The sequence below is a fragment of the Streptomyces sp. NPDC051217 genome (assembly GCF_044455465.1).
GTDB lineage: Bacteria > Actinomycetota > Actinomycetes > Streptomycetales > Streptomycetaceae > Streptomyces.
In genome coordinates, this window is record NZ_JBITEV010000007.1 from 211,782 (window position 1) to 233,221 (window position 21,440).

Annotated in this window: 18 protein-coding genes; 4 read left to right on the forward strand and 14 right to left on the reverse strand. The window is 70.4% G+C overall.

The features are described from left to right. The first annotated feature begins 54 nt into the window (after positions 1-54). Positions 55-1,095 carry a hypothetical protein gene (locus ACIBBB_RS18445; RefSeq protein ID WP_398983144.1) on the forward strand — a complete coding sequence of 347 codons (1,041 nt, stop codon included), beginning with the start codon at positions 55-57 and terminating at the stop codon, positions 1,093-1,095. Continuing rightward, on the forward strand, positions 1,092-2,390 hold the full coding sequence (locus tag ACIBBB_RS18450; RefSeq protein WP_398983146.1) for an extracellular solute-binding protein: 1,299 nt from the start codon (positions 1,092-1,094) through the stop codon (positions 2,388-2,390). The genes ACIBBB_RS18445 and ACIBBB_RS18450 overlap by 4 nt, the downstream gene beginning before the upstream one ends. Positions 2,391-2,427: 37 nt before the next feature. Here ACIBBB_RS18450 and ACIBBB_RS18455 read toward each other — a convergent pair whose 3' ends face one another. After that, a complete protein-coding gene (locus tag ACIBBB_RS18455) occupies positions 2,428-3,384 on the reverse strand; it encodes a nitrous oxide reductase family maturation protein NosD (RefSeq protein ID WP_398983148.1) in 957 nt (318 codons plus the stop codon). A gap of 268 nt (positions 3,385-3,652) precedes the next feature. Between ACIBBB_RS18455 and ACIBBB_RS18460 the strand changes: the two genes are divergently transcribed. Further along, complete coding sequence (locus ACIBBB_RS18460; protein WP_398983150.1) at positions 3,653-4,327, forward strand: SGNH/GDSL hydrolase family protein; 675 nt, start codon at positions 3,653-3,655, stop codon at positions 4,325-4,327. A gap of 19 nt (positions 4,328-4,346) precedes the next feature. Here the strand turns inward: ACIBBB_RS18460 and ACIBBB_RS18465 are convergent, their stop codons facing one another. The 11 genes from ACIBBB_RS18465 to ACIBBB_RS18515 all read right to left on the reverse strand — a co-directional run bounded on the left by ACIBBB_RS18465 (position 4,347) and on the right by ACIBBB_RS18515 (position 17,339). Continuing rightward, positions 4,347-6,056 carry an FAD-dependent oxidoreductase gene (locus ACIBBB_RS18465; protein ID WP_398983152.1) on the reverse strand — a complete coding sequence of 570 codons (1,710 nt, stop codon included), beginning with the start codon at positions 6,054-6,056 and terminating at the stop codon, positions 4,347-4,349. Then, the gene (locus tag ACIBBB_RS18470) at positions 6,056-6,319 is read right to left on the reverse strand and encodes a UBP-type zinc finger domain-containing protein (protein ID WP_398983154.1); all 264 of its coding nucleotides are present in this window, start codon (positions 6,317-6,319) and stop codon (positions 6,056-6,058) included. The genes ACIBBB_RS18465 and ACIBBB_RS18470 overlap by 1 nt, the downstream gene beginning before the upstream one ends. A gap of 5 nt (positions 6,320-6,324) precedes the next feature. Beyond that, a complete protein-coding gene (locus tag ACIBBB_RS18475; RefSeq protein ID WP_398983395.1) occupies positions 6,325-6,810 on the reverse strand; it encodes a thioredoxin family protein in 486 nt (161 codons plus the stop codon). A gap of 5 nt (positions 6,811-6,815) precedes the next feature. Continuing rightward, positions 6,816-9,467, reverse strand: coding sequence for an ATP-dependent chaperone ClpB (gene clpB, locus ACIBBB_RS18480; protein WP_398983156.1), 2,652 nt, complete (start codon positions 9,465-9,467; stop codon positions 6,816-6,818). After that, positions 9,458-9,811 (reverse strand): chaperone modulator CbpM, encoded by a 354-nt coding sequence (locus ACIBBB_RS18485; RefSeq protein ID WP_398983158.1) that lies wholly within the window; start codon positions 9,809-9,811, stop codon positions 9,458-9,460. The genes clpB and ACIBBB_RS18485 overlap by 10 nt, the downstream gene beginning before the upstream one ends. Continuing rightward, complete coding sequence (locus ACIBBB_RS18490) at positions 9,808-10,755, reverse strand: DnaJ C-terminal domain-containing protein (RefSeq protein WP_398983160.1); 948 nt, start codon at positions 10,753-10,755, stop codon at positions 9,808-9,810. Before ACIBBB_RS18490 ends, ACIBBB_RS18485 begins: the two co-directional genes overlap by 4 nt. A gap of 7 nt (positions 10,756-10,762) precedes the next feature. After that, positions 10,763-11,374 carry a nucleotide exchange factor GrpE gene (locus tag ACIBBB_RS18495; RefSeq protein WP_398983162.1) on the reverse strand — a complete coding sequence of 204 codons (612 nt, stop codon included), beginning with the start codon at positions 11,372-11,374 and terminating at the stop codon, positions 10,763-10,765. Positions 11,375-11,383: 9 nt separating this feature from the next. Continuing rightward, positions 11,384-13,306, reverse strand: a complete 1,923-nt coding sequence (dnaK, locus tag ACIBBB_RS18500; protein WP_398983164.1) for a molecular chaperone DnaK — start codon at positions 13,304-13,306, stop codon at positions 11,384-11,386. Positions 13,307-13,531: 225 nt separating this feature from the next. Then, positions 13,532-15,886, reverse strand: a complete 2,355-nt coding sequence (locus ACIBBB_RS18505) for a glycoside hydrolase family 65 protein (RefSeq protein WP_398983166.1) — start codon at positions 15,884-15,886, stop codon at positions 13,532-13,534. Continuing rightward, the gene (locus tag ACIBBB_RS18510; protein ID WP_398983168.1) at positions 15,883-16,632 is read right to left on the reverse strand and encodes an HAD family hydrolase; all 750 of its coding nucleotides are present in this window, start codon (positions 16,630-16,632) and stop codon (positions 15,883-15,885) included. Before ACIBBB_RS18510 ends, ACIBBB_RS18505 begins: the two co-directional genes overlap by 4 nt. Positions 16,633-16,844: 212 nt before the next feature. Then, positions 16,845-17,339 (reverse strand): FBP domain-containing protein, encoded by a 495-nt coding sequence (locus ACIBBB_RS18515; protein WP_398983170.1) that lies wholly within the window; start codon positions 17,337-17,339, stop codon positions 16,845-16,847. A 196-nt stretch (positions 17,340-17,535) separates the two neighbouring features. Here ACIBBB_RS18515 and pgm point away from each other — a divergent pair, with 196 nt between their 5' ends. After that, a complete protein-coding gene (gene pgm / locus ACIBBB_RS18520) occupies positions 17,536-19,182 on the forward strand; it encodes a phosphoglucomutase (alpha-D-glucose-1,6-bisphosphate-dependent) (protein WP_398983172.1) in 1,647 nt (548 codons plus the stop codon). A 43-nt stretch (positions 19,183-19,225) separates the two neighbouring features. Here pgm and ACIBBB_RS18525 read toward each other — a convergent pair whose 3' ends face one another. After that, complete coding sequence (locus tag ACIBBB_RS18525; protein ID WP_398983174.1) at positions 19,226-20,092, reverse strand: hypothetical protein; 867 nt, start codon at positions 20,090-20,092, stop codon at positions 19,226-19,228. Beyond that, entirely contained in the window at positions 20,089-21,345 is a 1,257-nt protein-coding gene (locus ACIBBB_RS18530) for a glycosyltransferase family 4 protein (RefSeq protein WP_398983176.1), read from the reverse strand. The genes ACIBBB_RS18525 and ACIBBB_RS18530 overlap by 4 nt, the downstream gene beginning before the upstream one ends. Positions 21,346-21,440: the final 95 nt, after the last annotated feature.

Consider the following 21,440-nt stretch of genomic DNA (forward strand, 5'->3'; position numbering starts at 1 on the left):
CGGAGAGCCGGGCGGTCGGCCGCGCGCGCCGTGTGGCATTCGACAGGGCGGCCGATGTGGCGCTGGTCCTCCGGCCGCAGGCCCACCACGGGCAAGCGACGGCACACCGCCCCGTTCCTGTTCAGCCGCATGCTGCTGCTGCCGGCGCTCGCGCTGACCGTCCTGGCGCTGGCCGGAACGGCGTACCTCGACCTGCACAGCCGTACGCAGCAGCTGCGCGAGCGCTACGCCCCCGCGATGGTCGAACTGGCCCATGCCAGAACGTCGTTGAATCTCGCGGACGACGAAGCCACCCGCCGTCTCGGCGCCAACGGCACGGCTCCGCTGCGCCAGACCGATCTCGTCGGGCTCGGCGAGAGGTATCCGTCGCTGCTGACCGAGGCGGCACAGAGCCTCAACAACGCGGCCCAGACCAAGGCGCTGCGCACCGCTCAGGAGCAGGAGGTGCGTGTGGTCTCCGGGCTGGTCGTGGCCTACGACGACTGGATACGCTGGTCCGACAGCCATCACGAGAGCACGGCCCTGCGCACGGCGGGGCTGAACTACGCGGAGAGTCTGCTGAACGACAGAGGCAGCCCCGCCGAGCCCATAGGCGTGATCGACCGCATCAAGGCCCTCGAAGGAGAGCTGGACGCGGACGCGTCGGAGCTCTCGGGCTGGAGCGCGCTGTCCGCCGTGACGGCCTCGGGCGCTCTGCTGGCGTTGCTCGTTCTCGTATTCGCCGTCGTCGGCACCCTGGACTTCATCCGGGACCAGTTGCATGTGCGCAGCCTGCTGCTGGCGCTGTACGCGCTGCCGGTCCCGCTGGTTCTCGGCGTCCTGGTACTGGGCGCGGTCGGTCAGCACCGCGCGCAGCGGGAGGTACGGCAGGCGGGTGTCGAGCTGGCCGCGGTGCCCGCGACGACGGAGGCCGACCCGACGATCGAGGCTCTGGACGAGGAACTGGCCGTCGACCTTCGCGGCACTCACCCGGGCGAATGGGCGCTGGCGGCCGAAGTCGCCCTGACGATCGGCTCGGTGGGCGCGGTGGCGTCGGGCTTCACGCTGTTCCACTACGGCCGAAGACACTTGAAGATCTTCTGGAGGACGCCGTGAGGGCTCCGTACCGACTCTTCCGCACGGTGCTCGCGGGCGCCCTCTTCGCCGGGGCGGCCCTCCTCTCGGCGGGTTGCGCGGCAGAGGAGGAGCCGACGCTGGTGGTCCTCGGCCCGTGGACGGACGGTGAGGAGAAGCCGTTCAAGACGACGCTCGCGAAGATAGGGGAACGGACGGGCCGCCACTACGTGTACAAGGGCACGCGTTCGCTGCGCGAGACCCTGGTGGCGCAGCTGCGGACGGACGCCCCGCCCGACGTGGCGATCCTCAACGGCCCCGGCGAGCTGGCCGAATACGCGCGCAACGGGGACGCGCAGCCGCTTGAGGGGGACGTGGAGGACAAGGCGATCGCGCCGTGGGCACCACGTCTCTCCTTCACCACCGCCAAGGGCACGGAGGCACACGCGTACTGGGTTCCGATTCGGGTGGACCTCAAATCCATCGTCTGGAGCAGAGCGGGCGAGACGGACGCGGGGCCGGAGGAAGCCGTGTGGTGTCTGGGCATGGCCTCGGGCGCGACGTCCGGGTGGCCGGGCACGGACTGGATCGAGGACCTGCTGCTGCAACGGCAGGGCCACGGGGTGTACGAGGACTTCGCCACCGGCCAACTGCCATGGGACGGAAAGGCGGTGAGACAGGCCTGGCTGGACTGGGCCACCGTGCTCGCCACCGACGACCTGACGAACCGCTCGAACTCGCTCACCAAGGACTTCGAGAAGCTGGGCACGGGCAGGTACGGCCTGCTGAAAGGGAAGGACTGCACCCGCGAGCACCAGGGTTCCTTCATCGGCCGCCATTACGGCGACGACGTGCGGCCCGCTCCGACCTCCGAGTTCGTCGAGTGGCTGCCGAAGGACCGGAACGTGTTCGAGGTCTCTGGCGACATGGCCGCGGTGTTCAAGCCGAGCCCCGCGGCGTGGGAACTGATGCTGGAACTCACCTCGCCGCGGACGCAGGCCGACTGGGTCGAGGCGGCGGGCCCGGGGGAACGGCCGTACTTCCCGTCCGGTAAGACGGTCACGGCGGTCACGACGGGCAAGAACGCCCCGACCGGGGCCTCGGCAGATGTGCTGCGGATGTTCAACAACGCGGATCAGATCTGCGTCGACGCGTCCGACGCCATGCCGTCGACACTGCGGGGTGCCTTCCAGCGGGCCGTACTGGAATTCCTGGAGAAGCCGGATGACACCGCGGCGCTCGACGATCTGCTCGCGCAGCTGGAGGCCGAGCGGCTGTTGCAGCGCACTCCCAAGGCGTTCGCCCTGGACGATGTGTGCGGCGCACCGCCGGGCTGACAGCCCGGCGGCACGTGCCGGCGACGGGTGCCCGCGGTCAGGGGGTGATGGCGATGTTCGTCAGGCCGCGGCCGCCGGTGACCGTGTTGTTCGAGTGCACGGTCGTCCGGCAACCGGCGGTGTCGGCGGTGACGTTGATCGCGAGCTGCTTGTCGCCGGTGGCGCCGGTCAGATCCGACTTGTTGCCGCGGAAGACGGTGCCGCAGCCCCAGCCCGACTGCTGGGTGTGGGTCTCGAAGCCGTTGTTGGTGGTGTTCTTCCCGGTGTTGTTCTCCACGAGGGTGCTGTTGCCCTTCACATCGACCCAGGAGTCGTCGAAGTTGGCACCGGTCAGCCCCCGGCCGTCGAAGGTGTTGCCGATGATCTTCGCGCCGGTGGTGCCTTCCTTGATGTCGATGGCCTCGCCGCCGACGTCGGGGCCGATGGTGTTGCCGATGATCTGCGCGTTGTCGCTCTTGTCGGAGGTGCCGCCGGCGGAGCCGACGTAGACACCCTCGCCCATCCCCCGGCCGTCGTTGCCGGTGTCGTAGATACGCGAGTTCTTGATGACACCGTCGCGGCTCGTGTTACGGAAGTGGACCCCTTCCATGTCCAGGTCGTGGACGACGACGGAGTCGATGACGACACCGTTGGCACTGTCCGCCATGATGCCCTTCTGGGCGCCGGTGAGGGTGATGCCCCGGACGGTCCAGTACGAGGCGCCGTTCAGGTGCAGCACATAGCCGCCACCCGCGCTGAGCACGGCCTTCTCCGAACCGGTGAGCGTGATACGGGAGTTGGCGGTTCCGGCGACCAGCGCCTTGAAGTTTCCGGTGTAGAGGCCGTCGGCGAGCTGGATCGTGTCGCCCGGACGGGCGGCGGTGAGCGCCGACTTCAACTCGGCGGCGGTTTTCACGTTGATGACCGCCGCATGGGCGGGGGTGACCGTCACGGACAGCACGCCCGCCGTCGTGGCAACGGCGAGGAGGGTGGGGAGCAGCCTTCGAGCACGCATCGCAAGCGCCTTCCTGTGGAGTGTGGGGTCGCATATGCGAACAGGGGACGAGCTTGTGAACACTGGAGCTGACTGGCCACCGTAGGGACACCGACCAACCCCGTCAAGGTCCATACCAATAGCGGGACTTCGGTCTTCCTGTCCACGCGCCCCCTCGAACACCGCGGCTCATCCCGGCGCTTCGGGTGCCCCGGTGCCCGACACTCGCCCGACACTCCGGCGCGGCGATCGCTTGCAGTATGCGCACGATCGATCGTACTTTTATGCCATGACGACTGCGGCAAAGGCCCTCACCGAAGAGACCGATCCCTTCTGCCTCTCACCGGCGCGTGCCGCACGGCTCCTCGCCGGTGCGCCGTGGCGACGGTTCGCGGTGGCCGGCGACAGCCTGGCCGCCGGGACAGGGGACCCGAGCCCCGGCTACGCGAACGTGCCGTGGGCGGAGCGGGTCGCCGGCGTACTGCGCGGTGTCCGCCCCGAGTCGGCCTATCTGAACACCGGCACGATCGGGGCGACGGCCGCCGACACGCTGGCCCGGCAGATGGACGAGATCGTCGCCTTCGGCCCGGATCTGCTCCATGTCTCCTGCGGCGCCAACGACTTGTTCCGGCGGCGGCCCGACTTCGACCTCGTCGAGCGCACGGCGCGGCAGGTGTTCGAGCTGGCGGCGGGGACCGGGGCGCGGCTGACGACGTTCACGCTCGGCAGGGCGTTCGACGTACCCGCCATCCCCGACTTCCCGCAGCGGGTGCGGACGCTCAACGACATCACGCTCCGCCTGGTGGGCGAGTACGACATGGTGCTCGTCGACATGTGGGACCACCCGCTCAACGCGCGGCCGGATCTGCTGAGCGCGGACCGTATCCACTTCTCGACCTCCGGCCAGGCGGTACTGGCGTCGGAGATGGTCAAGGCACTCGCGGGCGTGGTCGACCCCGCATAGGCGGCGGAGGGGCGGCCCCTCAGGGCGTGCCGAAACCCTCGCGGGCGCGCCGTTCCTGGATGAGGCGGACCGCCATCTGGCCCTCGCCGACCGCCGATGCCACGCGCTTGACCGAGCCGCTGCGTACGTCGCCGGCGGCGAACACCCCGGTGAGCGCTGTCTCCAGCATCAGCGGGGCGGGGGTCAGCGACCGCCGGGGCACCGGGCTGGTCGACGCGACGGCGTCGGGCCCGCACAGGACGAAGCCGCGCTCGTCGAGGGGAAGCGTGTCCTTGAGCCAGCCGGTGTGGGGCCTGACTCCGATGAAGACGAACAGCGCCCGCGCCTGCGTACGGCTCCGCTCTCCGCTGCGGTTGTCCTCGACCGTGAGCCCTTCGAGCGAGTTCCGCCCGTGCGCTTCCCGGACCTCGGTGTGCAAACGCACCTCGACGCGTGGGTGGCGTTCGATCTGGTCCACCAGGTAGCGCGACATGGAGGCGCCCAACTCACCGCCGCGCACCAGAAGTTGGACACGGGGTGTGAACCCGGCGAGGAACAGCGCCGCCCGGCCGGCCGAGTCGCCGCCGCCGACCACCGCGACCGGATCGTTGCCGCACTGCCTGACCTCCTCCAGTGTGGCGGCGTAGTGGACGCTCGCGCCTTCCAGACGCTCGACGCCCGGGACGGTGAGCCTGCGGTAGTGCGCGCCGGTGGCCACGACGATGTGGTGCCCGGCCGCTTCCGTACCGTCCGCGAAGGTGACGACGTAGTGGCCGTCGCTCTCGCGCAGGGCGATCGCCTTGGCGGGCAGGGTGATGGCCGCGCCGAACTTCCGGGCCTGGACGACGGCGCGTTCCATCAGTCCTCCGCCCGAGATTCCGGTGGGGAAGCCGAGATAGTTCTCGATACGCGCGGACGTGGCGGCCTGACCGCCGGTGGCGACGCTGTCGACCGCCGCCGTGGTCAGTCCGTCCGACGCGGCGTAGACCGCGGCGGCCAGACCGGCCGGTCCGGCGCCGACCACCAGCAGGTCGCGCACGGTGTCGGGCGATACGCCGGTCGCGGGCAGGCCGATGAGCGCGGCCAGTTCCGCGTTCCCGGGGTTGCGCAGGATGTGCCGGCCGCCCCACAGGACGACGGGTGTCTCGTCGGGTGTGATGCCGAAACGGCTCAGGAGCGCGTCGGCGCCGGGGTCGCGCTCCAGATCGGTCCAGCGGTACGGCACCCGGTTGCGGGCGGCCAACTCGCGCAGCCTGCGGCTGTCGGCGGAGTACCCGGAGCCGATGATCCGGAAGCCGACGCCCTCACCGGCGTGCTGTTCGCGGCGGACGAGGCAGGCCTGGAGTACGAGGTCCCCGAAGCCCGGTTCGCGGACGACGAGTTCGCGCAGTCTCTCCACGGGGAGGGTCAGCACTTCCCCGGGTTCACGGGCGATCACGGAGTAGAAGGCCGCCCGGCCTTCGAGGAGACCGAGCTCGCCGAGGAACCGGCCGGGTCCATGCACCCGGATCTCCTGTTCGTCCGGACTCCCGGGCCCCTTCACCACGACGACCGAACCGCGCAGGATCACCAGGAACCGCTCGCAGGTCTCCCCCTCCACGAAGAGGCGCTCGCCCTCCTCGAAGGTGTGCCGGGTGCCGGACCGGTCGAGGATGTCGATCTGTTCGGGGCTCAGCCGGGGGTAGGCGCCGTTGAGATCTGGCGTCTCGTCGGGCGGCGGCCCGCTGCCGCGCACATCGTCGGCGCACATCAGACGAGTGCCTCGTGGAGATAGCACCAGCGCCAGCTCTCGCGCGGCGCGTAAGGCTCCACGATCGGGTGACCGTCCGCGTGCGCGTGGAGACGGGCATGCTTGAGCGGCGAGGAGTCGCAGCACCCGACGTGCCCGCAGGTCAGACAGAGCCGCAGCTGGACCCAGGGCGTGCCCAGCCGCAGGCACTCCTCACAGCCCTCCGGGGTCAGCGGCTCGACAGGTCGCACCATGGAGAGATGCGGGTCGACTCCGATACTCATGGTGCTCACTCCTTCTCCTGCCGGGCGGACTTCCTGTCGGCGATGGCCTGTCGCACCCAGGACCGCAGCGCCGGCGCGGACGCCGCGCCCGCCTGCCGGGCGATGACCTCCCGGCCGTCCATGACGAGCAGCGTGGGCACCGCCTGGACCTCGAACCGGGCGGCGATCCCGGGCGACCGGTCGATGTCGACCTTGACGAGTTTGATCTCCCCGGCCAGTTCCTGGGCGACCTGTTCGAGGGCGGGGGTGACGGTGCGGCAGGGCCCGCACCAGACGGCCCAGAGGTCCACGAGGACGTAGGGGCCCGGCCGCTCGGCGATCCGGGCGAAATCGTCGTCGTCCGCGTCCGCGATCCAGGGCAGCGCGTAGTGGCAGTTGCCGCAGCGCGGGGTGCCGTCGGCTTCGGCCGGCACCCTGTTCCTGCGTCCGCAGTGCGGGCAGACGGTGACCCGCGACTGACTGGTCCCGGCTTCCGTGACGGGCGATTCCATGGCGTTCACGCCCCCTGTCCCACGGTCTCCCGCTCCCGCGGCCTGCTGTCGGCGAACGTGACGACGAGTTCGCCGTTCTGGGCGTCGACCAGGATCGTCGAGCCGTCCTCGACGTCACCGCGCAGCAGCGCCCGGCCGATGAGGGTCTCGACCTCGTGGGAGATGTAGCGGCGCAGCGGCCTGGCACCGTAGACCGGGTCGAAGCCCTGGTGGGCGATGAGTTCGAGGGCCTGTTCGGTGAGGTCGACGCTGATCCGGCGCTCGGCGAGACGCCCGCGCAGTTCGTTGAACTGAAGCTCCACGATGCGCTCGATCTGTTCCAGGCCCAGGGGCTGGAACAGCACGATGTCGTCGACCCGGTTGAGGAATTCGGGGCGGAAGTGGGCCCGTAGCTCGCCCATCACGAGGTCGCGGGCGTCGGGCTTGATCTCGCCGTCGGCGGCGGCGCCGTCGAGGAGATGGGACGACCCGATGTTGGACGTCATGATGATGACCGTGTTGCGGAAGTCGACCGCCCGCCCCTGGGCGTCGGTGATGCGGCCGTCGTCCAGGATCTGCAGGAGGGTGTTGAAGACGTCGGCGTGGGCCTTCTCGATCTCGTCGAACAGGACGACCGAGTACGGCTTGCGGCGTACGGCCTCGGTGAGCTGGCCGCCCTCCTCGTATCCGACGTAACCGGGGGGCGCGCCGACGAGCCGGCTGACCGTGTGCCGCTCCTGGTACTCGCTCATGTCGAGACGGACCATGTTCTCCTCGGAGTCGAAGAGCGCGGCCGCGAGGGTTTTGGCGAGTTCGGTCTTTCCCACTCCGGTCGGTCCCAGGAAGATGAACGACCCGATGGGCCTGCGGGGGTCGCGGATGCCGGACCGGGCCCGGATGATCGCGTCGGCGACCAGCCGGACGGCCTCGTCCTGGCCGATGACACGCTCCTGGAGTATCTCGTCCAGACGCAGGAGTTTCTCACGTTCGCCCTCCTGGAGCCGGGCCACCGGGATGCCGGTCCAGGCGGCCACGATGTCGGCGATCTCGTCCTCGGTGACCACTTCGCGCAGCAGCCTGGTCTCCCCCTGTTTGGCCGCGAGTTGTTCCTCCTCGGCGTCGAGCCGGCGTTCGAGTTCGGTGAGCCGGCCGTAGCGCAGCTCCGCGGCGCGGTTGAGGTCGTAGTTCCGTTCGGCCTCCTCCGCCTCGCGCCGGACCTGTTCGAGTTCCTGGCGCAGGTCCTGGACACGGCGGATGGCCTGGCGTTCGGCTTCCCACTGCGCCTGCTTGGCGTCGGCCTCGCCGCGCAGATCGGCGAGTTCACGGCGGAGTTCGGCGAGCCGGGCCTCGCTGGCGGCGTCCGACTCCTTGGAGAGTGCGGCCTCCTCGATCTCCAGACGGGTGACCCGGCGGGTGATCTCGTCCAGTTCGGCGGGCATGGAGTCGATCTCGGTACGCAGCCGGGCGCAGGCCTCGTCGACGAGGTCGATGGCCTTGTCGGGGAGGAAGCGGTCGGAGATGTAGCGGTGGCTGAGCGTCGCTGCCGCCACCAGGGCGGTGTCCTGGATCCGTACGCCGTGGAAGACCTCCAGACGCTCGCGCAGTCCGCGGAGGATGGAGACGGTGTCCTCGACGCTCGGCTCGTCCACCAGCACCTGCTGAAAACGCCGTTCGAGCGCGGCGTCGGACTCGATGCGTTGGCGGTACTCGTCCAGCGTGGTGGCGCCGATCATATGGAGTTCGCCGCGGGCGAGCATGGGCTTGAGCATGTTGCCCGCGTCCATGGCCCCCTCAGGGCCGCCTCCCGCGCCGACCACGGTGTGCAGTTCGTCGACGAAGAGCAGGATCCGCCCGGCGGCGGCCTTGACCTCGCCGAGGACGGCCTTGAGGCGTTCCTCGAACTCGCCGCGGTATTTGGCGCCCGCGACCAGCGATCCCATGTCGAGGGAGAAGACGGTCTTGTCGCGCAGCCCTTCGGGGACGTCGCCCCGCACGATGCGCTGGGCGAGTCCTTCGACGATGGCCGTCTTGCCGACGCCGGGGTCGCCGATGAGGACCGGGTTGTTCTTGCGTTTACGGCTGAGGATCTGGGTGACGCGGCGGATCTCGGCGTCGCGGCCGATCACCGGGTCGAGGGTGCCCTCGCGTGCCTCGGCGACCAGGTCGCGGCCGTACTTCTCCAGGGCCTCGTAGGCCCCTTCGGGGGTCGCGGAGGTCACACGCTGGTTGCCGCGGACCCGGGTGAGCGCGGCCAGGAACGCCTCCTTCGTGAGGCCGTACTCCTTCAGGAGCCGTCCCGCGGAAGTGGCGGAGCCCTCATCGACGAGGGCGAGCACGAGGTGTTCGACGGAGACGTACTCGTCCTTGAGCCGGTGCGCCTCCTGTTCGGCGGCGTCCAGCAGTCTGCCGAGGCGCTGGGTGACGAAGACCTGGCCGGGCGCCGCTCCCGGGCCGGTGCTCCGCGGCCTGCGGGAGAGGTCGCTCTCCACGGCCGTGCGCAGGGCCCCGGTGTCGGTGCCCGCCTGGTCCAGCAGCCGTGGCACAAGGCCGTCCCGCTGGTCGAGGAGCGCGAGGAGCAGATGCTCGCCGTCGGTCTCGTTCTGCCCGAGGCGTACGGCCACGGTCTGGGCGTCCTGCAGCGATTCCTGGGACTTCTGGGTGAGGCGGTTCATGTCCATGGCTGCTGATCACTCCTGGTGTCTCGGCGGCGCAGGGCGGTTTCGAGGCGGCTGATGCGATCGAGAAGGTCGACCACCACGCCGAGCGCGGCGTAGTTGAGGCACAGGCCGACCCGCAGCCGTTCCATCCGGGCGAGTTCCAGCGGGGCGCTCTCGGCGAACCGGAGCCGGCCCGATGCCTCGCGCCGGGCGTCCAGCAGCCCGAGGGCGACGAACTTGCGGACGGCGTCGGGGTGCATGCCCGACCGGCGGGCGACGGTCTCCAGGGAGAGTCCGGGGAGCGGCGCCAGCGTGTAGACGGTGCGCGTCCGGGGGCGCGCCGGACGGCGCGGTGGAGGGGTCATCGCATCCTCCTCGGGTCGAAGTCGGAGACGTTCGCCAGCTCTTCGAAGAGGTCGCGCTCACGGTCGGTGGGGTGCGGCGGCACCATGATCCGCAACTCGGCGTAGAGGTCGCCGTCCTTGCCGCGTGGGTTGGGCAGTCCTTCGCCGCGGAGCCGCAGCCTGCGCCCGCTGGAGGAGCCTGGCGGGACGGACACCTTGGCGGTCCCGTGCGGTGTGGTGACGGGAAGGGTCGCGCCGAGCGCCGCCTCCCAGGGGGAGAGGGCCAGTTGGACGGTGAGGTCCCGGCCGTCGACGCGGTAGGTGTCGTGCGGTGCGAGACGCACCCGGAGATACAGGTCGCCCGCCGGTGCGTTGTTGCTGCCCCGGCCGCCCTGTCCGGCGAGGCGGATCCGCTGCCCCTCGGTGACGCCGCGGGGGATGTTCACCTCGTAGCTGCGACGGCCGTCGGGACCGGAGAGGGTGATGCTGCGCCGGCCCCCCTGGTACGCCTCCTCGACGGTGAGCACCAGTTCGGTCTCCTGGTCGGCGCCGGGCACGCGGCCCCGCGCGCCTCCGGCGCCGAAGATGCTGCCGAAGAGGTCTTCGAAGTCGACACCCGGACCGGCGGATCCGGCGGAGCCACCGAACGGGTCGCCGCCGTAGACCGGTCCGGAACGCCCCGGTCTGCCCCTGCCCGCTCCCCCTCCGGCTCCGGCCCCCACGCGTTCGTCGTAGTCCTCGGGTATCTTGCGGAAGTCCGGGCCGAACCGGTCGTAACGGGCCCGGGTCTTGGGATCGGACAGCACGCTGTAGGCCTCGTTCAGCTCCTTGAAGCGCTCCTCGGCGCCGGGTTCCTTGTTGATGTCTGGGTGGTACTTGCGGGCTCGGGCGCGGTACGCCTGCTGGATCTCCTCGGTGCTCGCGGTGCGCGGCACGCCGAGGGCTTCGTAGAAGTCGACTGCCATAGGCGCGTCACTCCTGCCGCTTGCTGACGACGGCGGCCATCGGCCGCAGCTGGCGGCCGGGAGTGCCGTAGCCGGGGCGCAGGCACTGGACGACGGTTCCCGGCTCGGCCTCGGGGTCCTCCACCACGGTGACGGCTTCGTGCCGGAGCGGGTCGAAGGGGACGCCGGTCTCGTCGTCCCTGGGGAAGCCGAGCCGGTCGAGGATGTCGACAGCCTGGTCCCGTACGGCCTTGACGCCCTGGATCAGGGAGTCGGTGCCGGACTCGGTGTGGGACAGGGCGAGTTCGAGGTTGTCCACCACGGGGAGCCAGGCGCCGGCGACGCGCGCGCGTTCGGAGTCCCGTTCGCGCGCGAGTTCTTTCGTCTGGCGTTTGCGGAGGTTGTCGAGGTCGGCGAGTGCGCGTCGCCAGCGGTCCCGCAGCTCGTCCAGCTCGGCCGCGGGGACCAGGTCCGCCTCGCCGGGCTCACCCGGCCCGCCGGGCGTGGGGGGACTGTTCGGCGGGCCGGGGGCATCGGGCTTCGGCGCGACCGGAGGGTTCGGTGCGGCGGGGTCGTTCGGCCAGCCGCCGCCGGAGCTGTTCTCGGCGGGCTCGGGCTCAGGTTCCGGAGAGTTGGTCATCGCGGCGGCTCAGCTCTTGTTGAATTCGGCGTCGATGACGTCGTCGTCGGCTGTGCTCCCGGGCCCGGGTCCGGACCCGTCCTCGGAGCCCTGTCCGGCCGCCGGTCCGGCGCCGTCTCCGCCGCCCGGACCGGGCCCGGCCCGGCGGGCGGCGAGCGCGGCGTGCATCTGCTGGAGTTCGGAGGTCAGCGATCTGGCCCTCGCCGGGTCCGCCTCGTCCTTGACCGCCTGATGGGCGTCGGTGACCAGCATCTGCGCGCGGGCCTTCTCGTGTTCGGGCGCGTCGTCGCCGAGTTCGGTGAGGATTCGCTCCACCTGGTAGGCGGCGGCGTCGAGTTCGTTGCGGGCGTCGACGGCTTCGCGCAGGGCCTGGTCCTCGCCACGGTTGCGTTCGGCCTCGCTGACCATCCGTTCGACCTCGGACCGGTCGAGGTTGGAGCCCTCGCTGATGGTGATGGACTGTTCCTTGCCGGTCGACTGGTCCTTGGCGGTGACATTGAGGATGCCGTTGGCGTCGATGTCGAAGGTGACCTCGATCTGCGGCTCGCCCCGGGGGGCGGGGCGGATGTCGGTGAGCTGGAACCGGCCCAGGACCCGGTTGTCGGCGGCCAGTTCACGTTCGCCCTGTACGACCACGACATCGACGGCCGGCTGGTTGTCGGCGGCGGTGGAGAACGTCTCGGAGCGCCGGACGGGGATGGTGGTGTTGCGCTCGATGATCTTCGTCATGACGCCGCCGCGCGTCTCGACGCCGAGGGAGAGCGGCGTGACGTCCAGCAGCAGGACGTCCTTGACCTCGCCCTTGAGAACACCCGCCTGGATCGCGGCACCCAGGGCCACGACCTCGTCGGGGTTGACGCTCATGTTGGGCTCTTTGCCGCCGGTGAGCCGGCGGACCAGGCTCTGTACGGCGGGGATACGGGTGGAGCCGCCGACCAGGATGACCTCGTCGATGTCCTGGTCGCTGACCTTGGCGTCGGCGAGTGCCTGCTGTACGGGGTCGAGGCAGCGCTCTACGAGGTCGGCGGTGATCTGCTCGAACGTGGACCGCATGACCGTCTCGGTCAGATGCTTGGGGCCGGACGCGTCGGCGGTGACGAAAGGCAGACTGACCTGCGTCTGGGTGACCGAACTCAGCTCGGTCTTGGCCTTCTCGGCCGCCTCGAAGAGCCGTTGCAGGGCCTGCGGGTCCTGCCGCAGATCGATGCCGTTGTCCCGCTGGAAGGCGTCGGCGAGATGGTCGACCAGCCGACGGTCGAAGTCGTCGCCGCCGAGGTGGCTGTCCCCGGCGGTGGAACGGACCTCCACGACACCGTCCCCGACGTCGAGGATGCTCACGTCGAAGGTGCCTCCGCCGAGGTCGAAGACGAGCACCGTCTCGTGCTCCTTCTTGTCCATCCCGTACGCGAGCGCCGCGGCCGTCGGCTCGTTGATGATGCGCAGCACTTCGAGGCCGGCGATCTTGCCGGCGTCCTTGGTGGCGGTGCGCTGCGCGTCGTTGAAGTAGGCGGGCACGGTGATGACGGCTTCGGTGACCCGCTCGCCCATGGACCGTCCGGCGTCCTCGGCGAGTTTGCGCAGTACGAGCGCGCTGATCTCCTCGGGCGCGTGCAGCTTGCCCCGTACGTCGATACGGGCGACACCGCCCTCACCCTCGACGACGTCGTACGCGACCGCCTTGGCCTCGTCGGATATCTCGTCGTAGTGCCGGCCGATGAAGCGCTTGGCCGAGTAGATGGTGCCCTTGGGGTTGAGAATCGCCTGACGGCGGGCCAGTTGCCCGATCAGGCGCTCTCCCGAGTCGGTGAAGCCGACCACGGAAGGTGTGGTGCGGGTGCCCTCCGCGTTCGGGAGCACGGTCGCCTCGCCCCCTTCCCACGAGGCGATTACGGAGTTGGTGGTACCGAGATCGATTCCTACTGCCTTGGCCATGGAAGCACTCCTCAGTACTGCCGCGCCCAGGCACTCGCCCCGCCACGGCGGGTGTGTCCGCGTCGCAAGCCAGGCCCGGATTCGGCGTAGCCGGGGGGCCGGAACCATCGATCAGACCTGTGCGACCGCGTCTGATCCCCTCTGGGAGTGGATGGTGATTCCACTCACCTTCGTCCAGTTTCACACCATTTGCACAGCTATGCGAAAGGGGCGCGCCTCGTGTGGTCAGCGGCGGTGCCCGGACGCGTTGGGCCGGCGTCCCGGCGGGTACTCGGGCGTCGGCGGTGCGACGAAGGACGCGATGGTGCGGGCCTCGGCGACTCCGCCGTGCAGGGTGACCGGCTCGCCGTAGTGGTGGATCCTCAGCGGGTCACCGGTGGAGATGGTGTACGTCGCGGTCGTGGCGTTGATCTCGACGCGCAGGTGCCGGTCGCGGAACTTCAGCGTGAAGGCGAGCCGTCTGATCTCCTCCGGCAGCCGCGGCGAGAAGTCCAGCCTGTCCTGGCTGTGCCGCATACCGCCGAAGCCGGCCACCAGAGCCGTCCAGGCGCCCGCGAGCGAGGCGATGTGCAGACCGTCCCGGGTGTTGTGCTCCAGGTCCTCCAGGTCCATCAGAGCCGCCTCGGTCAGATAGTCGTAGGCGAGCCGCAGATGTCCCGTCTCCACGGCCAGGACCGCCTGGCAGCAGGCCGACAGCGAGGAGTCACGGACGGTGATGGCTTCGTAGTAGGCGAAGTTCCGCGCCTTGTGGTCGGCGTCGAAGTACGAGCTGCACTTGTACATCGCCAGCACCAGGTCCGCCTGTTTCACGACCTGCTTGCGGTAGATGTCGAAGTAGGGGAAGTGGAGCAGCAGCGGATACTGGTCGGGCCTGGTGCGTTCGAAGTCCCAGTGCTGGTGCCCGGTGAAGCCGGCGTCCTGCTCGTGGACGCGCAGCTCCCGGTTGTAGGGGATGTTCATGGCGTCGGCCGCGTCCCGCCAGGTCGCGGACTCCTCCTCGTCGACGCCGAGTTGGGCCGCCACATCCGCGTGACGCTCCACGATGTCGGCCGCCGCCCGCAGATTCCTGCGGGCCATCAGGTTCGTGTACGTGTTGTCGTCCATGACGGCGCTGTACTCGTCGGGCCCGGTGACACCGTCGATGTGAAAGGCGCCGTGCGGGTCGTGGTGGCCGAGGGAGCGCCACAACCGCGCGGTCTCCACCAGCAGTTCGACGGCGCAGTCGCGCTCGAACTCCTCGTCGCGGGTGGCCGACAGATAACCCACCACGGCATCGGCGATACCGGCGTTCACATGGAAGGCCGCCGCGCCGGCCGGCCAGTAGGCCGAGCATTCCGAGCCGTCGATGGTCCGCCAGGGGAACGCCGCCCCGTGCAGTCCGAGTTGCCCGGCACGCTCCCGCGCGGCCGGCAGCGTGCTCTGGCGCCAGAGCAGGGCATGTGACACCGCGTCGGGTGAGGTGAAGGTGAGCAGTGGCAGGACGAACGCCTCGGTGTCCCAGAAGGCGTGCCCGTCGTAGCCGGAACCGGTCAACCCCTTGGCGGGGATGCCTCGTTGCTCGGCGCGGGCACCGGCCTGCAAGACATGGAAGAGGGCGAACCGTACGGCCTGCTGGATCTTCTCGTCGCCGTCAACCTCCACGTCGGCGCACTTCCAGAAGTCGTCGAGGTACGACCGCTGTTCCTCGGCGAGCCCTTTCCAGCCGACGCTCGCCGCACCGGCCAGAGCCGCGTCCACCTGGTCGCTCACCGCGGGCAGCGACCGGGTGCTCGACCAGCCGAACGCCACCAGCTTGTCGAGCCGCAAGGTCTTCCCCGGAGCCAGCACAGAGGCGACGGTCACCCGTGCGATGTCGTCGTGGGACTCGCTCTGTGTCGTGGTCGTGTCGGGCCCGTACACGAAGTGGTCCGCCGCCGCCCCGACGCGCAGACCGCTGCGGCGGGTGCAGTGGACCAGCCGCAGCCGGTGCCCGGAGGCGAAGTTCTCCTCCGCCTCCAGCGGCGATTCCAGTGCGACGGCGGCGCGGGGGTCGGTGTCGGCCCCGGGCAGTTGCTCGTTGGCGACCAGCTCCGACTGGATCACGATCCGTACCTCGGTGTCGACCGCCTCGACCTCGTAGGAGACGGCGGCGACGGCGCGCTGGGTGAAGGACACGAGCCGGGTGGAGCGCACCCGTACGGTACTGCCGGCCGGTGAGGTCCACTCGCATGTACGGTGCAGCAGACCGGAACGCAGGTCGAGCACCCGCTCGTGGGAGCGCAACTGCCCGTAGCGCACGTCGAACGGCTCGTCGTCGACCAGCAGCCGGACGATCTTCCCATTGGTGATGTTGATGACGGTCTGGCCGGACTCCGGGTAGCCGTACCCGGCCTCGGCGTACGGCAGCGGGTGCAGTTCGTGGACACCGTTGAGGTACGAGCCCGGCAGGCCGTGCGGCTCGCCCTCGTCGAGATTGCCCCGCCAGCCGACATGGCCGTTGGAGAGCGCGAAGACCGATTCGCTCTGCGGCAGCAGGTCGAGGTCGAGGTCCGTCTCACGCAGCGACCAGGGCTCCACCGCGAAGATAGAATCAGTGATCATTCCTTCGGCTCCTGATCGGCGAGGTCGGCCAGGTCGGTGACGACGGTGTCCGCTCCGTGCTCCCGCAGCGCGTCGGCCTGGCCCACCCGGTCGACGCCCACGACGTATCCGAAGTGTCCGGACCGGCCCGCCTCCATGCCCGCCAGCGCGTCCTCGAACACGGCGGCGGCCGACGCCTCGACTCCGAGATCCTCCGCCGCCGCGAGGAAGGGCGCGGGGTCGGGCTTGCCGGGCAGGCCGCGCTCCGCCGCGACGACCCCGTCGATCCGGACGTCGAGAAGCGCTTCCGCGTCGATCGCCCGCAGGATGTCGCGGCAGTTGGTGCTGGAGGAGACCACGGCGGTACGCAGACCGCTCGCCCGGACGGCCCGGATGTAGCGCAGCGAACCGTCGTACGCCTCGACGCCGCCGGCCCTGATCCTCTTCAGCAGGCGTTCGTTCTTACGGTTGCCAAGTCCCTGAACCGTGTTCCGGTCGGGCGGGTCGTCGGGCTCACCGCCCGGCAGCTGGATTCCGCGCGAGCCGAGAAAGGCCCGTACTCCGTCGGCCCGGGGAAGACCGTCGACGAATTTGTTGTAGTCCGCGACGGGGTCGAAGGGACGGAATTCCCCATCACCGCGCTCCCGCAGGAACTCGTCGAACGTCTCCTTCCAGGCGGCCGCGTGAACGACGGCGGTCTTGGTGATGACACCGTCGAGGTCGAACAGACAGGCCTGGATTCTGTCCGGAAGGCCGAGTTTCGTCATGCGGCGCACCTTCTCCGTGGAAGAGGGCTGCTTTCCGGGCAATCGTAGGGCGGCGGGCCTGCCGGGTCCTCGCGAACATCCGGCGGCGGCGGACGGCCGGAAAGCGGAAACGGGCGGCGGGGAAGCGGAAACACGTTGCCTCGCTCGGCGCCGGCTCGCACCCGCCCGCGCCGGAGCCGTACGGCCGTACGGGCGATCGAAGCCCTGCCGGGTCAGGGAGCGAGCTGGTCGAGGAAGCCGAAGAGGTTCGCGCGGGTGCGCTCTGTCTGCTCCTCCACGGTCAGGCTCTCCTCCATGCGTCCACCGGGGGCCGCCGCCTTCTTTCCGCGCGTATAGAGGGAGCAGGCGAGGTCGGTGCACATGTAGAGACCGACCGAATTCCCCTCCCGTCCCGCCCTGCCGCGCTTCCGTGCGGTCATCAGCGATACGCCGCCGCCCGGGTGCGTGGTCAGACAGAGGGAACACATGCTGCGGTGCAGATAGCCGCGGCGGCGCGACGGATAACGGAGCGTTACGCCGACGAGAGCGCCGTCCCTTTCGGCGACGAGATAGCCGCGGTCGGGCGCCGAGAGGTCGAGCCATCCCAGGAAGTCCAGGTCGTCCCAGGGGCGCTCGGCGAGGTCCCGCGGCAGCGGAAGGCGCGCCGCCTCGCCCTTGGAGCAATTGATGAACGACGTGCGGATGTCCTGTTCGGTCACGGCTTTCATGTATCGCACGCTAACAATGCCTAAAGCTATTAGGCAAATCATTACTGCCTCTAGATACACCGGACCGGGGCCTGCCGCGGGGACGGCGGCGCCCACTGGCGCCGCCCGACCTCATAGGGTTACGTGGCACGCGCCGGGACGACGGGCTCGACGTCCCGCGCGGCGGCCGACCGACCGACACGATTGGAGTTCGCCGATGGTGCACGACAGGGCCGGGCAGCCGGCGCAGCCCGGGGATCTGGTGGACGTGGCGCGGCTGGTGACGGCCTATTACGCGCTGCACCCGGATCCGGCCGAGCCCGCGCAGCGGGTCACCTTCGGTACCTCGGGGCATCGCGGCTCCGCCCTGTCGGCGGCGTTCAACGAGGACCACATCACCGCCACCACCCAGGCCATCTGCGACTACCGGACCCGCCGGGGCACCGACGGACCGGTGTTCCTCGGTGCCGACACTCACGCCCTGTCCGAGCCCGCCCGGGTCACCGCGCTGGAAGTGCTGGCCGCCAACGGGGCCACCGTCCTGATCGACTCGGACGACGGCTACACGCCCACCCCGGCCGTCTCGCACGCGATCCTCGACCACAACCAGGGCCGTACGGCGGGCCTCGCCGACGGCATCGTGGTCACGCCGTCGCACAACCCGCCGGCCGACGGCGGCTTCAAGTACAACCCGCCCAACGGCGGCCCCGCCGGATCCGACGCCACCTCGTGGATCCAGGACCGCGCCAACGCGCTGATCGAGGCGGGTCTGGGGGAGGTCCGACGGATCCCGTACGCGCGTGCGCTGGCCGCCGACACCACCGGACGGCACGACTTCCTGGGCCGGTACGTGGACGACCTGCCGTCCGTCCTGGATCTGGACGCGGTCCGGGACGCCGGGATCCGGATCGGCGCGGACCCGCTCGGGGGCGCCTCGGTCGGGTACTGGGGACGGATCGCCGAACGGCACCGGATCGACCTCACGGTGGTGAACCCGCTCGCCGACCCGACCTGGCGGTTCATGACACTGGACTGGGACGGCAAGATCCGGATGGACTGCTCGTCACCGCACGCGATGGCCTCGCTGATCGCGCGGCGCGACAAGTACACCATCGCCACCGGCAACGACGCCGACGCCGACCGGCACGGCATCGTCACGCCGGACGGCGGTCTGATGAACCCCAACCACTATCTGGCCGTGGCCATCCAGTACCTCTACGCGCACCGCGACGGCTGGCCGGCCGGCACCGGGATCGGCAAGACGCTGGTCTCCTCCTCGATGATCGACCGGGTCGCCGCCGACCTCGGGCGCACGCTCGTGGAGGTGCCGGTGGGCTTCAAGTGGTTCGTGGACGGTCTCTTCGACGGCAGCCTGGGCTTCGGCGGCGAGGAGTCCGCCGGCGCCTCCTTCCTGCGCCGCGACGGGCGGGTGTGGACCACCGACAAGGACGGCATCCTGCTCGCCCTGCTGGCCTCCGAGATCACCGCCGTCACGGGCTCCACCCCGTCCCAGCACTACGCGGCCCTCACCGAGCGCTTCGGCGACCCCGCCTACGCCCGCGTGGACGCCCCCGCGACCAGGGAGGAGAAGGCGGTCCTCGCGAAGCTCTCCGCGGACCAGGTCACCGCCGACGCCCTGGCGGGCGAGCCGATCACCGCGGTCCTCACCGAGGCGCCCGGCAACGGCGCGGCGATCGGCGGCCTGAAGGTCTGTACCGACAGCGCCTGGTTCGCGGCGCGGCCGTCGGGGACCGAGGACGTGTACAAGGTGTACGCGGAGAGCTTCCGGGGCCCGGAGCACCTGAGCGAGGTGCAGGCGGAGGCGAGGACCCTGGTCTCGACCGCCCTGCGGGCCGCGGGCTGACAAAATCTGACCTGCCGTCAACTCGGCCGCAGGGCAGCGCCGTTCAGTCGGCGACCGGTGCCGGTGCGACCGCCACGGAGAGATCGTTGTCCACCGTGTAGTACGGACGCACCGTCACCCCGCCGAGTGTGGCGGCCGGGTAGACGAAGACCGCCTTGCGGTCCGCGACGTCGTCCAGCAGCCGGGCGACCCTGATCCGGGACGCGCCGGCCGCGGGGCGGACATACACGTCCCAGATCTCCTGCTCCGCCCCGGCTGCGGGCTGTCCGCGTTCCGCCAGCAGGTCCTGGTAGTCGACGGTGAAGGAGAGGTCCCGCTCCCCCTCGGCCCGCAGAGCGATCTGCCGTACGGGGGCGTCCTTGCCCCGCGGGTGCAGCAGCGCCGCCGCGCCCTCCCCCAGCCGGGCGCCGAACAGTCGCGCCCGCGCGGTCATCGTGTGGCCGGAGAAGTCGATCCGGCCGGCCTCCGCGTGCGTGGCCCGCAGCCAGGCGCGTACCGCGAGACGGCCGTCCTTGGTCGCGTAGGGGATCCGGACCGCCAGGGGAGTCTCCCGGCCCTCTCCGCCACCGCCGGACACCAGCGCGCGCAGATCGCGCAGGCCGGGCAGCAGCGGTGTGCGCTCCTCACCGGGCATCCCCAGCACGTACGCGTCCCAGCGCCCCTCCCGCAATGCGGGCGCCGTCTCCAGGACCGCCCGCCACTCGTCATGCCCGACGTGCTCCAGCGCGGCCACACGGCCGGTCTCCTCCGACTGCCCCTTCTTCGGGCGCAGTTGGAGCAGCAGCCGGGGGCGTGCCGAGTCGGGCAGCGGCAGTCGTACGCGTACGACGAAACGCCCCTCCCCGTCCACGGTCGCGTCCGCCCGGGGCTTGGCCACCGGTCCGCCGTTCGTGCTGCCGTCGTCGCTCATCGCCGCGCCTTCCGCACTGTCCGCAGGACGTTGCCGGCCGCGACGAGCGCGGTGTCCCTGGCCGCGTAACCGCCGCTCACCAGGGCGTGGTCCGTCCCGCGTGCCCGCGGGCGGCCGTCTCTCCGGGCCGCCAGCAGATCCTCGAAGAGCTGCTCGGCCTGGGCGACCACGGGGCCGGGAGCGTAGCGGCGGGAGTTCTCCAGTGCCGTACGGCCCATCCGGCGGCGCAGCCCGTCGTCGCGTACGAGCTCCAGCAGGGCGCCGGCCAGCGCGTCCCGGTCGCCGACGGGGACCAGCCGGCCGTCCTCGCCGGGGGCGATGATCTCGCCGGGGCCGTACTCGCAGTCGGTGCTCACGACGGGCAGTCCGCAGCGCATCGCCTCGACGATGGTCATGCCGAACGGCTCGAAGTTGGATGTCGCGGCGCCGATCGAGGCCTTGACCCACTCGGCTTCCATCGGAGTCACGGCGCCCATCAGGAAAACGCAGTTGTGGAGGCCGAGCCGGTTTATCAGCGCGCGCAGCCGCTCGTGCTCCTCGCCCTTGCCGTAGATGCGCAGTTGCCAGTCGGGCCGCTCTGCGGCGACGGCGGCGAAGGCCTCGATCAGCAGGTCGAACCGTTTCACCGGCACCAGGCGTCCGGCGGCCATCACGACACGCTCGCCGCCGTCCGCCGGTGGGAGGGACGGGGCCGGGACGCTGTTGGGCAGGGCCTGCACCCGGACACCGGGCAGCCGCATCTTGCGCCGGTAGGCCGCGGCGTCGGCCTCCGTGACGGGGGTGAGCGCGTCCAGGCGCGGATACACCCGGCGCAGCGCGTTGCGCAGGCGCGGCGGGTGGTTGTTGAGCGTGAGGTGCTCCTGGCCGACGCGTACCGTCCGCGCGGGCGCCTGGAGGGCCAGGTGCACATTGAGGCCGGGCCGGGTGCCCACGACGACATCGGCGTCGAGCGAAGCGAGGGCTTCGCCGATGCGGTCGTCGGTGAGCGCGCTGTACTGGTGATAGCGGTATTCGGACGAGGGGAAGATCTTCGCCGGCGTCAGATGCCGCGGGTCGTTCTTCTCGTGCCGCAGATCCACCAGGGGCCGCAGCCGTACGCGCGGGTCGAGGTTGAGATTCGGCCGCTCCCGGTGCCGGAGAGCCGAGATGATCTCCACATCGTGCCGATCGGCCAGCGCGCGGGCCAAGTTGAACGTGGTGGTGATCGTCCCTCCTATCCCGTACGCGTTGTGAATGAGAAAAGAGATCTTCATGCCGTGGCAGACGGGTCAGGCATACAGAAGGTTGCCCGCAACCTGGAGATAAGGGGGACGCCACCTTGTCGTAACCGAGCCGTGTCTGACGCGCC